Source organism: Neobacillus thermocopriae (assembly GCF_010975035.1).
In the GTDB taxonomy this organism is placed as follows: domain Bacteria; phylum Bacillota; class Bacilli; order Bacillales; family Cytobacillaceae; genus Neobacillus; species Neobacillus thermocopriae.
In genome coordinates, this window is record NZ_JAAIUV010000023.1 from 1 (window position 1) to 14,017 (window position 14,017).

Consider the following 14,017-nt stretch of genomic DNA (forward strand, 5'->3'; position numbering starts at 1 on the left):
ATTTACGTTTATTTGCACTTGCTTTAACATGCGTAGAATCAATAAATACATGTTCAGCACTAATCAACTTTTTATCAGAAGCTTCTTTTAGAATGCGGTAGAAGATTTTTTGAAATAGATCTGTATCCTTGAAACGTCTTTCATAGTTTTTTCCGAAGGTTGAGAAGTGGGGGACTTTATCATGAAACCCAAAACCTAAGAACCAACGATAAGCAAGGTTTGTTTCAATTTCTTCAATAGTTTTGCGCATAGAGCGAATACCGAAGGTATATTGAATAAAAGCCATCTTAATTAATACAACAGGGTCAATACTTGGACGACCACGTTCAGATGAATACATATTCTCAACTAATTTATATATAAATGAAAAATCAATAGCAGCTTCTATCTTACGAACCAAGTGATTTTCAGGAACCAGCTGGTCTAAAGTAATCATTTCTAATTGATCTCGATTTACTTGTGTATTTTTAGTAAGCATTTCAATATCACCTCGATATTCTATGACATAATTATACAAAAAATGTCGACAAAATCCTTTAAAAAAGGATTTTGTCGACAGTCTGAAATACTCTTCTCTAATGAGAAGAGTATTTATCACTGAATTATACCCAACCTCTGAAGCTTGAGGCTTCGGCAATCTTTTTGATTCCAACCATATAAGCGGCTAGACGCATATCAACTTGGTGGGTCTGGGCAGTTTGATAAATCGTTTCAAAAGAACGAGTCATGACGTTCGCTAGTTTCTCATGGACCTCTTCTTCACTCCAATAGTACCCTTGATTATTTTGAACCCATTCAAAATAGGAAACGGTTACACCACCCGCGCTAGCAAGGATATCAGGTACAAGGAGGACACCACGCTCTGTTAAAATTTTTGTTGCCTCTAAAGTAGTCGGTCCATTCGCTGCTTCCACCACGATAGATGCCTTAATGTTTGCTGCATTTTCAGCGGTTATTTGGTTTGAAATGGCGGCAGGAACGAGAATATCACAGTCAAGTTCTAGTAATTCTTTATTAGTAATTGTATTTGTAAACAACTTAGAGAATGTGCCGAAACTGTCTCTACGGTCGAGTAAATAATCAATATCAAGTCCATTAGGGTCATAAACGCCCCCATATACATCAGAAACGGCAATGACTTTCGCGCCCGCATCATGTAAGAATTTTGCCAAATAGCTTCCTGCATTTCCAAAACCTTGGATAACTACACGTGCACCTTTTAGTTCGATCCCTTTTTTCTTAACGGCTTCATCAATACAAATCGTTACACCTTTAGCCGTTGCTGTTTCACGGCCTTGTGAACCTCCTAGTACAATAGGTTTGCCCGTAATGAAACCTGGTGAATCGAATTCGCGAAGACGGCTATATTCATCCATCATCCAAGCCATAATTTGTGAGTTGGTATAGACATCCGGTGCGGGAATATCTTTCGTTGGTCCAACTATTTGACTGATCGCACGAACATAGCCACGGCTTAATCTTTCAAGTTCACTCATTGACATTTGACGAGGATCGCAAATAATGCCACCTTTTCCTCCTCCATATGGAAGGTTCGTAATGCCACATTTTAAACTCATCCAAATAGATAATGCTTTGACTTCTTCTTCATCTACATCTGGATGGAATCGAACCCCACCTTTTGTTGGTCCGACCGCATCATTATGTTGGGAACGATAGCCGGTAAATACTTTTACAGAGCCATCATCCATTCTGACAGGAATGCGAACAGTCAACATTCGAATGGGTTCTTTTAATAATTCAAACATTTCGTCATTATAACCTAATTTTGTTAATGCTTCTCGAATGACTGTTTGTGTAGAATAAAATAAATTTAAGGATTCTTTTTCTTTTTTTTGTTCTTTGGCCATTTCGTTTACCACTGTCATAGCAGACATGTCAGACACCTCGTAGTTTCCATAATGATTTATAATTTTTAATTTCATGAATAATTGACTGCCCACCCTCAAAGGAGTGGGCGAATTCCATTAAGATAACACTTTTTGAATTCTTTCGAACGCCCAATCGATCTCTTCTTTTGTAATAATTAACGGTGGTGCAAAGCGAATAACTGTATCATGAGTCTCTTTACATAATAGACCTTCTTCTTTTAATTGTTCACAATATGGTCTTGCTGCTTCATTTAGTTCCACTCCGATAAATAAACCGCGTCCTCTTACTTCCTTAATAACAGGATTTTCGATTGTTTTAAGTTTTTCAATGAAATAGGTTCCTAATTCAAGAGAACGTTCAGCAAGCTTTTCTTCTATAATTACGTCAAGTGCTGCAATGGATACGGCGCAAGCAAGTGGATTTCCTCCAAAAGTGGAACCATGTGAACCTGGGTTAAATACTCCTAAAATATCGGAGTTAGCAACCACACAAGAAATCGGGAACACTCCACCACCAAGTGCTTTACCTAAAATTAACATGTCAGGGGTAATGCCTTCCCACTCATAAGCGAATAATTTACCGGTACGACCCAAGCCAGCTTGGATTTCATCAGCGATAAATAAGACGTTGTTTTCTTTACAGACATCATAAGCAGCTTTAATGAATCCAGCAGGTGGAATGTTAATCCCTGCCTCTCCTTGGATTGGTTCAATGATAAATGCAGCCGTATTTGGTGTGATCGCAGCCTTAAATGCTTCTAGATCTCCGAAAGGTACTAATTTAATTCCTGGAAGCATTGGACCAAATCCACGTTTGTAATCTGGATCAGAGGATAAGGAAACTGCTCCCATCGTCCGTCCGTGGAAGTTTCCAGTACATGCAATAATTTCTGCCTGATTATCTGGAATCCCTTTTACATCATAGCCCCATCTACGAGCCGCTTTTAGGGCAGTTTCAACTGCTTCTGCACCTGTGTTCATTGGAAGTGCCATTTCTTTATTTGTCAGTTTACAAATTTTTTCGTACCAAGGACCAAGTTGGTCATTATGGAAAGCACGAGAAGTTAATGTGACTTTATCAGCTTGGTCTTTTAAAGCTTGAATGATTTTAGGATGACGATGTCCTTGGTTTACAGCCGAATACGCACTAAGCATATCCATAAAACGATTACCTTCAGGATCTTCTACCCATACTCCTTCAGCCTTTGAAATGACAATTGGTAGTGGATGATAGTTATTGGCACCGAATTTTTCTGTTTGTTCAATAATTTGAGTCGTTTTCGTTTGAGTCATTGTCATTTTGTTTCCTCCTTTATTTATTCGCTAGATAAAGCCACCTTTTTAGGCTCTTTTTATTCATAAACCGTTATAGCATTTCAGATGTTGTTTTTGCTTGCATATGAAGTAGTAAATAATCAGGTCCTCCAGCTTTTGAATCTGTTCCTGACATATTGAATCCACCAAATGGTTGATAGCCGACAATCGCACCTGTACAACCACGGTTGAAATAAAGATTTCCAACATGGAATTCTTCCCGTGCACGTTCAATGTGTTCACGGTTGTTAGAAATAAGGGCACCTGTTAAACCATATTCAGTATTGTTGGCAATCTCCATCATATGATCAAAATCACGAGCTTTACAGAAAGCAAGAACTGGTCCGAAAATTTCCTCTTGCATGATGCGTGCTTTCTCATCTACATCTGCAAAAATTGTTGGCTGAATGAAGTAACCTTTTGAATCATCACCTTCACCGCCTGTCATTAATCTACCTTCTTGTTTACCAATTTCAATATAGCTCATGATTTTATTAAATGCTTTTTCATCAATGACTGGTCCCATATACGTATCAGCATCTTCTGGATTACCAACTGTTAATGTTTTGGTTAGGGCAACCGCTTTTTCAAGCACTTCCTCATATACGTCTTGATGAACGACTGCGCGAGAGCCAGCAGAGCATTTTTGTCCAGAGAAGCCAAAGGCTGAATAAACAATACTTGCTGCAGCTAAATCTAGATCTGCATCTTTATCAACCACTACGGTGTCCTTACCACCCATTTCAGCAATCACGCGCTTAATCCAAATTTGTCCTGGATTGATTTTTGCAGCACGTTCATTAATTCGACATCCAACCTCACGCGATCCTGTAAAGGAAATAAAACGTGTTTTAGGATGATCGACAAGATAATCGCCAATTTTTGACCCACTTCCAGGTACAAAATTAAGAACACCATCAGGAAGACCTGCTTCTTTCATTAGCTCAACAAATTTGGCTGCAACCACTGGTGTAGAATTTGCAGGTTTCAGAAGAACGGTATTACCCGTTACAATGGCTGCAACCGTTGTTCCCGCCATGATCGCCAATGGGAAGTTAAATGGGGAAATTATGATTCCAACACCAAGTGGAATATAGTGATATTGATTGTATTCTCCATCACGGCTATTAACTGGGAAACCATCTTTGATTCTCAACATTTGACGAGCATAAAACTCTAAGAAATCAATAGCTTCTGCTGTGTCTGCATCGGCTTCTTTCCATGGTTTACCTGCTTCTTTCACGAGGTATGCAGAAAACTCATGCTTACGGCGACGGAGCATAGCAGCAGCTCGGAATAAGATGTTTGCCCGATGTTCTGGACGCCATTTTTTCCATGATTCAAATGCTGTTAAGGCTGCCTGCATCGCCTTTTCGGCTAACTCTTGGTCTGCCATGGAAACACGACCAATAATTTCTTCTTTATTTGCTGGATTGATGGAAGTAATTTTTTCTTCAGTGGTAATCTCTTGTCCACCGATGATCACCGGATATTCCTTCCCTAACTGGGATTGTACGTAGGCAAGCGCATCTTGAAACGCTTTTTTATTCATTTCATCATTAAAATTAGTAAATGGTTCATGTGTATACGGTTTCACTTCATTCACCCCTAAATTTTGATTCCGCTATAATTTAATGCAAGTTCCGTGCCAAGTTGAAAATCACTGAAAATAAAAGGAAACATATAAAAAAACGCCAATATTTTTTGCGCAAATTTTTTCATCATTCAATCATAGCAAAATATTTTTGCATTTCGACTATTTTCATGTTTTAATAGTTTTATAAAGTAAGAATAAAGGAATGAACATTCGTGGATAAAATGAATATCGAATATTTACAATACTTAAACCGAATATATAAACGTATATTGGATGAAGTGGATGTCGGTGTTCATGCCGTTGACGAAACCGGTAAAACAATTATTTATAATAAAAAAATGATGCAAATGGAATCCATGGAGCTACAGGATGTCATGGATAAAAATTTGTTAGATGTTTTTATGTTTAAGGATGACCAATCTAGTACACTAGTGAAGGCATTGCAAGAAGGAAAAGAAACAAGAAATGTGAAGCAAACCTATTTTAATAATAAACGCCGAGAAATAACGACCATCAATGATACAATCCCTATTTTTGAGGATGAAAAAATTTGCGGTGCCGTGGAAATTGCCCGTGATGTAACGAAGTTAGAACGCCTAATCAAAGGAAATATGACCCGCAGTGGGACGACCAGGTATACATTTGATAGCATTACAGGGACAAGCCCAGCAATGAAAGAAGTGATTGAAAGTGCCAAACGGGCAGCTCGGACCTCTTCTTATGTTTTAATCGTTGGAGAAACGGGGACAGGTAAAGAACTTTTTGCTCAAAGCATCCATAATGCTAGTAGTCGTTTTTCCGGTCCATTTATTTCACAAAACTGTGCAGCCCTACCTGATAATTTAATAGAAAGTCTTCTATTCGGAACGAAAAAAGGAGCTTTTACGGGAGCGGTCGATCAACCAGGATTATTTGAACAGGCAAATGGAGGCACATTGTTACTTGATGAAATTAATTCGTTGAATTTAAATTTGCAAGCAAAACTTTTACGCGTTTTGCAAGAAAAAACGATTCGTCGAATTGGGGATACAAAAGATACACCTGTGGATGTAAGAGTAATTGCTAATATGAACGAAGACCCAATTGATGCGATTACGGAAAATCGCATGCGAAAAGACTTATATTATCGTTTAGGCGTCGTAACTGTCTTTATTCCCCCATTACGTGAAAGAAAAGAAGATATTCCATTACTAGTAAAAGACTTTATAGAAAAGTATAATGAAAGATTTCAAATGAATGTAAAAGGATTATCTGAAGAAGTGCACCAATCGTTCATGGAATATGATTGGAATGGGAATGTACGCGAATTGGAACATATAATTGAAGCAGCTATGAACATTATGATGGATGACGAAGAAATCATTATGTATCCTCATCTACCATTTCAATACCGAAGCAAAATGCATAATAAGGAAAGAGTGGCTCCAGCCTCTAGTGTGGATACATTCATTAAAGATCGAGCAGATTTGGATATCCCACTGAAGCAGCAAATGGAACTTTTTGAAAAGACGTATATCGAGCATGTATGGAGAAAAAATAACTATAATATTTCCAAGACGGCGACTGTTCTAGGCTTAAGCCGGCAAAGTTTGCAATATCGAATGAAAAAATTAAATATCAAATCAAAATAACCAAATTGAATAGAAAAAATCCTGTCAAATGATGATTTTTGACAGGATTTTTTTGTTTATCCGAATTGCCACACACTGTGTGTTAAGCTTCCATAGCGAAAGCTACGATGCAATAGCTTAGCTTTTTGTACGTCATCTGCAGCACCCATGGCATAAAATATGGGGATAAAGTGCTCTTTGCCATGTGGAGGTACAGCATATTGTGCATTTGGTGCGAGTGAATCATAATGAAATAAAGAATCTAAATCCCATTGGTGTAAATGATGGGCAAGCCAGTCTTCAAACTCAAGAGCCCATGGTGTTATTTCGCCATTGTCTGCCCAATTTAATGCCATTAGATTATGAGAAGTCCCTCCGCTTGCGATAATAAGAATATCTTTATCTCTTAGTACGGATAAAGATTTGCCAATTTTATATTGTTCTTGAGGTGTAAGAATTGGATTGACAGACATAGCGATAACCGGGATATCGGCATTAGGATAAAGTAAACGTAGAACAACCCATGAACCATGATCTAATCCACGTTTTGTTTCCATACGAAACGGAATTCCATTGGCTGTAAGTAGATCTATTATTTCTTTTGAAACATCGTGATTACCTTTTGCTGGATATTGGATGGTATACAAGGCGGGATCAAAACCACCAAAATCATGAATAGTGCTATATTGCTCCACTTCACTTACTTGTTGTACTGGTGATTCCCAATGGGCTGAAAAGATGACAATCGCTTTTGGCCGGGGTAAATTTTTCCCTAGGTCATTTATAAAATGTGTGTATTCATTATTTTCGATCGCTAGTAATGGTGATCCATGTGCAATAAAGAATGATGGTAGCATATGTATTCCTCCATTTGATGCATCAATTGAATAGCAGAGATTTCATTTTTTATTTGTAGAATCCTAATAATCAAATAAATAAAGAACAGATTTGGTCCTAGATGACTAATATTTGAAAGTAAATTACTCAATATTTGTTTCTATGAAAATTATGTTAATTACTCATCACTTAGTATAGGATTTAAATACCTTGCCATTCCAGTTTTAATCTTTTTCAAACCAAATTTTCGATAAAATTCTTCATTTACAATGGTAGATATTAAATGTACACAAGAAACATGACTAAGTTGATCAAGTGAATATTCCGTAATTTTTTCCCTATCCCTTGCCTTTGAAAATCTTGATGAACGACAATATCATAAATGAAAGCATTAAAAACCCCATCTGACATGGCTCTACAAATCCAATGATTCTGCCATGAATAGTCACTAATGCAATAACGTTACTTGCTTCAAATACTTGTCTAATGATTTCATTTGTATGTTTCATCCATCCAACCGACTTATAGTCATTTCTCATTTCATCGATATTGGCACTGTCGAAATTATGATGAAGTTTTAGATCTATATCTATCACCCTTTTTGATAGACGAATTCGTTAAATTTAAGGAGGAACCTTTGCCTCCTTTCATTTAATCCAAAAAAAAAAGGAGTGTATTCACTCCAAATTTAACTAATATTTTCCTCAGTAGAATGAGCCGATTGTAATAACGCTTTTTTGCTTGTTATTTTTGTCAAGTTGGATCTTTTCAGCAGGTAATTTAAATGATCAACGGGCATGGAACCATAGCCTTTACCATCTGCTAGGGTAAATTGAATGGTAATTCCATTATTGGATGTGACTGTCAAGGATTCTGCGGAATTAAAATTTCTTTGAACCTCTTGAGAAATCTGAAACTTCGCACCTTCTTCTATAGGCATTCTGTCTCTCCTTTGAACTTACTTTTACTTACATTATTCCAAATATTTTCCTGTTCATACATCTTTTTTCAGTGAGTCTGCCTATATTAATTTCTTACCTGGCCAGTTCCTCGTACAATGGATTTAACAGTCGTGATTGCCTTAAGCCCCATTGGCCCGCGAGCATGTAATTTTTGGGTGCTTATTCCGATTTCTGCCCCATAGCCAAACTGTTCCCCATCTGTAAATCGGGTTGAAGCATTATGATACAAAACTGCGGCATCTACTGCTTGGAAAAATAATTGGACATTTTGTTCATTCTCACTAATAATCGCTTCTGAATGCTTTGTACCATAACGATCAATATGATCGATAGCATCAGACACATGTTTGACTAGTTTGACTGCGGCGATTGGAGCCAAATATTCTGTATACCAGTCTTCCTCCGTTGCATTTTTGATATAAGAGAATTGAGCTGATAATGAATCATCTCCTCTTAATTCAACCCCTTTATCATGAAGCGTATCTAGTAGCTCTTTTATATATGGCCATTTCTCATGAATGAGAATGGTTTCTGCAGCATTACAGACAGAAGGACGTTGTAATTTGGCATTGACTGCAATATTGATCGCCATATCCCGTTCGGCCGTTTCATCAATGAAAACATGACAGTTACCTACTCCTGTTTCTAACACAGGGACAGTTGCATTTTGCACCACTGACTGGATCAAGCCAGCTCCTCCACGAGGTATGAGGACATCCAAATATTGATTCAGTTTAAACATTTGCGTTGCTGTTTCCCGACTAGTATCTTCTAAGAGCTGTATCACTTCTGCAGGAATAGAAGTTCCCTCAAGGGCACTTTGCATTACTTGAACGAGCGCTTTATTTGAATGAAGAGCAGAAGTACTACCCCTCAACAGGACAGCATTTCCAGCTTTCAAACAGAGAGTGGCTGAATCGACGGTTACATTTGGACGTGCCTCGTACACCATACCAATGACACCGAGAGGGACACGAATGGTTTGAATATGTAAACCATTTGGTCTTTCCCATTCATCCATGATTTCACCAATTGGATCTTGAAGGGAAACAACTTGACGAATTCCATCAATGATTTGTTCAATGCGTGTTTCAGTAAGTAGTAATCGATCCAGAAGTGCTTCTGATAATCCATTACTTTTACCAGCTTCGATATCCTTCCTATTTTCATGAAGAATCCAATCCTTTTCATTAGCGATCTGTTCAGCGATTTTCAATAATGCAGCATTTTTTTCCTCTGATGAAAGAATCGATAATTTTTTGGCAGCTGCTTGGAGTTTTCTTGCTTTTTCTATAAGTTCACTCATTTCATTTATTCCTCCTTTAAAATGACCCAATTATCTCTATGAATGACTTCAGCTCGATTATTAATAGAAAAAGATTTTGATTGTTCGCTAGGCAGTCCTTTGACCTTAACTAAATCTTTTGAAGAAAAATAGATTTGTCCTTTTCCGATAGTTTTTCCCTTTTGATTGCGCACCTCGACTACGTCTAAGGCATTGAAATCTCCAATGACATTTGTTACACCAACGGGCAACAAGCTTTTTCCATTTTTCACGATTGCTTTCTCTGCTCCATCATCAATTTCAATAATTCCACCTATTTGAGAATGATACGCTATCCACTGTTTTCTCATTTGCATTTGTGACTGGAAAGGAGCTCCAATATAGGTTCCATCCCCTTTTCCTGCCAAAATCTCTACCAATTTTTCTCTGCCCTGGCCAGTACCAACAAATACACTGACACCAAGGGAAAGAGCTTTCTTCGCAGCCAACAATTTGGATTTCATTCCACCAGTACCAACCGACGATCCGCTCCCTCCTGCTGCTTCAAGGAGTTGATCAGTAACCTCCGGAATAAATTGATATTTCTTGGCTGTCTTTGATTCCTTTGGATTCCCATCATAAATACCATTCACATCTGTTAAAATGATGAGCGCATTGGCATGTAAAAATCCGCTCACCAATGCTGAGAGCATATCATTATCCCCGAATGTTAGTTCTTCTATTGAAACAGAATCATTTTCATTGACGATAGGGATTGCTCCTCGATGGAGAAGCTCTGTCATAGTTGAATAAAGATTTTGAAACCGAGTTCTACTATAAAAATCTTCTCTCGTTATCAGTATTTGAGCAGGGACAATATGATATTTTTGAAAAAGTTGATTATAATGTTGCATCAACAACCCCTGTCCCACAGCTGCGGCAGCCTGTTTACCTGAGGTTGTTTTGGGTCGTATTGGATACCCAAGTGTCCCAAAACCTGCAGCAACCGCACCAGAAGAAATGAGGATTACCTCATGCCCTTGTTCTCTTAAATAAGCGATTGCCTCCACATGGTCTCGTATCTTTTCTTCTGAAATAGTTCCCATATCAGTTGTAAGCGAACTACTTCCAATTTTTACAACCACTAATTTCTTCATACTAAAACCCTTCTTATTTCTAAAAATATAAAAAAACGACTCTACCGTCCTATTAAACTAAGGACGGAAAGTCGTTTCCGCGGTACCACCTTAATTGGTGCCAAGCACCCACTCGAACCCATAACGCAGGTTTGCGGCTTATGTTTGCATAAGCAGCTTTTTTAAGGGTAGGTTCAATTATCTTCCCGTGAGAAACCTTCCAGCCTTTGGGTTTCACTCTCTTGCACGTTTCAATAATTTACTAGTCCCTTACCATTCACAAATATAATTTCTTATGATTATCTTAGGAAAAAAGGGAATTGTCAATATAATTATTAGAAAATTTCAAGTAATTATTCGAGAAATTCCCGAGTATGTATATCCTTTTGATAGAAAATGAGCACTTGTAAAACAACAATTACAAGTGCTCTAGAAATCATTATTTGATTTGATTGAGTGCCTCTGTCAATGTCTTTACTAAGAAATTCAAATCCTTTTCCTCGATATTTAATGGAGGAGCAAGGGTTAGAACATTATTGTAACCTGCTACAGTAGCTCCATTTTTACCTATGATGATGCCATTATCTTTACAGATAGCCATTACTTGATTAACGAGACGTACATCAATTGGTTCTTTCGTTCCCTTATCCTTTACCAATTCAATACCGATTAATAGCCCCTTCCCGCGTACATCTCCGACATATGGATGGTCCTGTAAAAGGGTTTTCAATTCATTTAATACCTTTTCACCCAACTCTCTCGAACGCTCAAACAAGTTTTCTTTTTCCATAATTTCTAAGTTTTTCAGTGCTAATGCACAGGCGGCAGGGTTTCCTCCAAATGTATTCACATGACGGAAATAGTCATATTCTTCCGTACCTTTAAAAGCATCATAAATCTCTTTACGTACGGCAGTTGCAGAAAGTGGCAAATAAGCACTGGTAATGCCTTTTGCCATTGTAATAATATCTGGCTTGACACCATAGTTCATAAAACCAAATGGTTTTCCAGTTCTTCCAAATCCGCAAATGACCTCATCGACAATGAGGAGTGCCCCATGCTTCTTACATACTGCTTCTGCAGCTTTCATATATCCATCTGGAGGAACAAGAATCCCACCGCCAGTAATAATCGGTTCCATGATCATGGCTGCAATGGTTTCACTAAGTTCCCATGTCATTGTCCGATCAATTTCTTGTACCGATGATAATTCCATTGGATCTGAAACATTCGTATTGTCTCTATAAGAGTCTGGTGGTGAAACATGAATAAATCCAGGGGCGAGTGGTTCGTATTTATACTTACGTTGGGCCTGACCTGTGGCGGCTAAGGCTCCCATTGAGTTACCGTGATAAGCACGGTAGCGTGATACAATTTTATAACGTTGATAATCGCCTTTTTGTTGATGGTATTGTCGGGCGATTTTGAAAGCTGTCTCATTTGCTTCAGATCCACTATTTGAGAAGAAGATGACATAATCGTCACCAAGCATTTTATTTAGTTTTTCTGCCAGCTTAATTGCCGGAATATGGCTTTGAGATAAAGGAAAATAGGCCATTTCCTTCAGCTGCTCGTAAGCAGCATCAGCAAGCTCCGTTCTTCCATAGCCAACATTCACACACCAAAGCCCTGCCATCGCATCCAAATAACGTTTGCCATCCACATCAGTTACCCAGGAGCCTTCTGCTCTTTCTGCGACAATCGTAGCCTTTGGATTATAAGGCTTCATTGAATGCCAAACATACTTCTCATCCTTTTCTAATAGCGTATCTTGAAATCGTTCCGTTTGAACCATCCTTGCTCCCTCCATTTTCTATTAATTGGTTACAGGTGCCTGTCACCATTAATATCATTGATATGCAGTGAAGCTACAAATATTTATGCATCAAATCTTGAGGTGATCATTTTCTTTTTGGTATAGAAATTGACCCCGTCTTTTCCATTGACGTGGAGGTCGCCATAGAAGGAGTCTTTCCAGCCGGAGAATGGGAAAAACGCCATTGTCGCAGGGACACCAACGTTAATGCCTAGCATACCAGCATCAGCCTCTTCACGGAATTTTCGGACGGCTTTTGCATTGTTAGTATAAATCGTTGCTCCATTTCCATATCTGGACTTACGAATATATTCTAAGCCCTGGTCTAAATTTTCTGCCCTTAATAGACTTAAAACAGGTGCGAAGATTTCTTCTTTCGCAATCGTCATATCTGGGGTGACATGATCAAAGATGGTTGGGCCGAGGAAGTTTCCTTTTGGATGATCATCCATTTCCTTCCGTCCATCCCGAATTAATTCAGCCCCTTCGGCAATTCCTTTCTCAATATAACCAAGGACTTTATCTCGATGCTCTTTACGGATAACCGGTGTTAAAAGCACTTCCTCATCCATGCCATTTCCGATAATTAATTCATCGGCTTTTTTCTTTAATGCTTGGACAAATCGTTCATTATCGCCAATAATTACGACTGCGCTACAGGCCATACAACGTTGGCCGGCACTACCGAAAGTAGAACTAATAATATGCTGAACAGCTTTATCCATATCCGCATCTGGCATAACGATATGATGATTTTTCGCACCAGATAGTGCTTGAACTCGCTTACCTTCCTTGGCTGCACGTTCATATACATACTTAGCTACTGGTTGTGAGCCAACAAAGGAAATCGCTGCAATATCTTTGTGCTCAATCAAACCATTCACGACATCATGAGCACCATGAACAATATTTAATACTCCCTTAGGCGCTCCAGCTTGAGTGAACAACTCTGCTAAACGATTGGCTAAAATAGGAGTACGCTCGGATGGTTTTAACACAAATGTGTTTCCACACGCAATAGCAAGCGGGAACATCCATAATGGAACCATCATCGGGAAATTAAAAGGTGTTATCCCACCAACAACTCCTAATGGATAGCGAAACATTTCAGAATCAATTCCTTCTGCAATACCACTTAATGATTCACCCATCATTAATGTTGGCGCTCCGCACGCAAATTCCACACATTCAATACCGCGTTGCACTTCACCATAGGCTTCTTTGTAAGCCTTTCCATTCTCCTGAACAATCAACCTTGCCAATTCTTCGTGATTTTCTGTTAACAGGTGATGAAATTTATATAGGATTCTTGCTCTTTTTGGAACAGGCACATTTTTCCAAGTTTGAAAAGCTTCTTTTGCAGCGGCTACGGCGAGATCCACATCTTCCTTAGATGAAACAGGAACCTTGGTTAATACTTCATTAGTTGCAGGGTTTGGAACATTTAATGTCTGACTGCTGTGTGCACTCACCCATTCTCCATTAATAAAATTCTTTAATACTGCCGTTTCGCTTTTTGTCACGCTCATGTTTCATCCTCCTATTTTCATTCATATATTAATAGGTTTAATACCATTATCTATTAATCACTT

At 38.4% G+C, this 14,017-nt stretch carries 12 protein-coding genes and 1 other annotated feature; of the genes, 1 reads left to right on the forward strand and 11 read right to left on the reverse strand.

The features are described from left to right. The 4 genes from G4Z05_RS13125 to pruA all read right to left on the reverse strand — a co-directional run. Positions 1-478: transposase (locus tag G4Z05_RS13125; protein ID WP_205597402.1), on the reverse strand; the 478-nt coding region annotated here is incomplete at its 3' end. Positions 479-602: 124 nt separating this feature from the next. After that, the gene (locus tag G4Z05_RS13130) at positions 603-1,868 is read right to left on the reverse strand and encodes a Glu/Leu/Phe/Val family dehydrogenase (RefSeq protein ID WP_163252336.1); all 1,266 of its coding nucleotides are present in this window, start codon (positions 1,866-1,868) and stop codon (positions 603-605) included. Between the two features lie 117 nt (positions 1,869-1,985). Next, the gene (locus tag G4Z05_RS13135; RefSeq protein WP_163252337.1) at positions 1,986-3,182 is read right to left on the reverse strand and encodes an ornithine--oxo-acid transaminase; all 1,197 of its coding nucleotides are present in this window, start codon (positions 3,180-3,182) and stop codon (positions 1,986-1,988) included. A 73-nt stretch (positions 3,183-3,255) separates the two neighbouring features. Then, positions 3,256-4,800, reverse strand: a complete 1,545-nt coding sequence (pruA, locus tag G4Z05_RS13140) for an L-glutamate gamma-semialdehyde dehydrogenase (protein WP_163252292.1) — start codon at positions 4,798-4,800, stop codon at positions 3,256-3,258. A 221-nt stretch (positions 4,801-5,021) separates the two neighbouring features. Here pruA and G4Z05_RS13145 point away from each other — a divergent pair, with 221 nt between their 5' ends. Further along, positions 5,022-6,431, forward strand: coding sequence for a sigma-54 interaction domain-containing protein (locus G4Z05_RS13145; RefSeq protein ID WP_163252338.1), 1,410 nt, complete (start codon positions 5,022-5,024; stop codon positions 6,429-6,431). 56 nt (positions 6,432-6,487) lie between these two features. Here the strand turns inward: G4Z05_RS13145 and G4Z05_RS13150 are convergent, their stop codons facing one another. The 7 genes from G4Z05_RS13150 to G4Z05_RS13180 all read right to left on the reverse strand — a co-directional run bounded on the left by G4Z05_RS13150 (position 6,488) and on the right by G4Z05_RS13180 (position 13,954). After that, positions 6,488-7,267, reverse strand: coding sequence for a DODA-type extradiol aromatic ring-opening family dioxygenase (locus G4Z05_RS13150; protein WP_163252293.1), 780 nt, complete (start codon positions 7,265-7,267; stop codon positions 6,488-6,490). A gap of 259 nt (positions 7,268-7,526) precedes the next feature. Next, positions 7,527-7,658 carry a GNAT family N-acetyltransferase gene (locus tag G4Z05_RS16720; protein WP_412758512.1) on the reverse strand — a complete coding sequence of 44 codons (132 nt, stop codon included), beginning with the start codon at positions 7,656-7,658 and terminating at the stop codon, positions 7,527-7,529. A 277-nt stretch (positions 7,659-7,935) separates the two neighbouring features. After that, the gene (locus tag G4Z05_RS13160) at positions 7,936-8,187 is read right to left on the reverse strand and encodes a hypothetical protein (protein ID WP_163252294.1); all 252 of its coding nucleotides are present in this window, start codon (positions 8,185-8,187) and stop codon (positions 7,936-7,938) included. Positions 8,188-8,273: 86 nt separating this feature from the next. After that, complete coding sequence (locus G4Z05_RS13165) at positions 8,274-9,515, reverse strand: glutamate-5-semialdehyde dehydrogenase (RefSeq protein ID WP_163252295.1); 1,242 nt, start codon at positions 9,513-9,515, stop codon at positions 8,274-8,276. Between the two features lie 5 nt (positions 9,516-9,520). Beyond that, positions 9,521-10,630, reverse strand: a complete 1,110-nt coding sequence (gene proB, locus G4Z05_RS13170) for a glutamate 5-kinase (RefSeq protein WP_163252296.1) — start codon at positions 10,628-10,630, stop codon at positions 9,521-9,523. A 56-nt stretch (positions 10,631-10,686) separates the two neighbouring features. Next, positions 10,687-10,899: a binding site (T-box leader), on the reverse strand. Positions 10,900-11,048: 149 nt separating this feature from the next. Beyond that, entirely contained in the window at positions 11,049-12,404 is a 1,356-nt protein-coding gene (locus G4Z05_RS13175; protein WP_163252297.1) for an aspartate aminotransferase family protein, read from the reverse strand. 83 nt (positions 12,405-12,487) lie between these two features. Then, positions 12,488-13,954 (reverse strand): CoA-acylating methylmalonate-semialdehyde dehydrogenase, encoded by a 1,467-nt coding sequence (locus G4Z05_RS13180; RefSeq protein ID WP_163252298.1) that lies wholly within the window; start codon positions 13,952-13,954, stop codon positions 12,488-12,490. Positions 13,955-14,017: the final 63 nt, after the last annotated feature.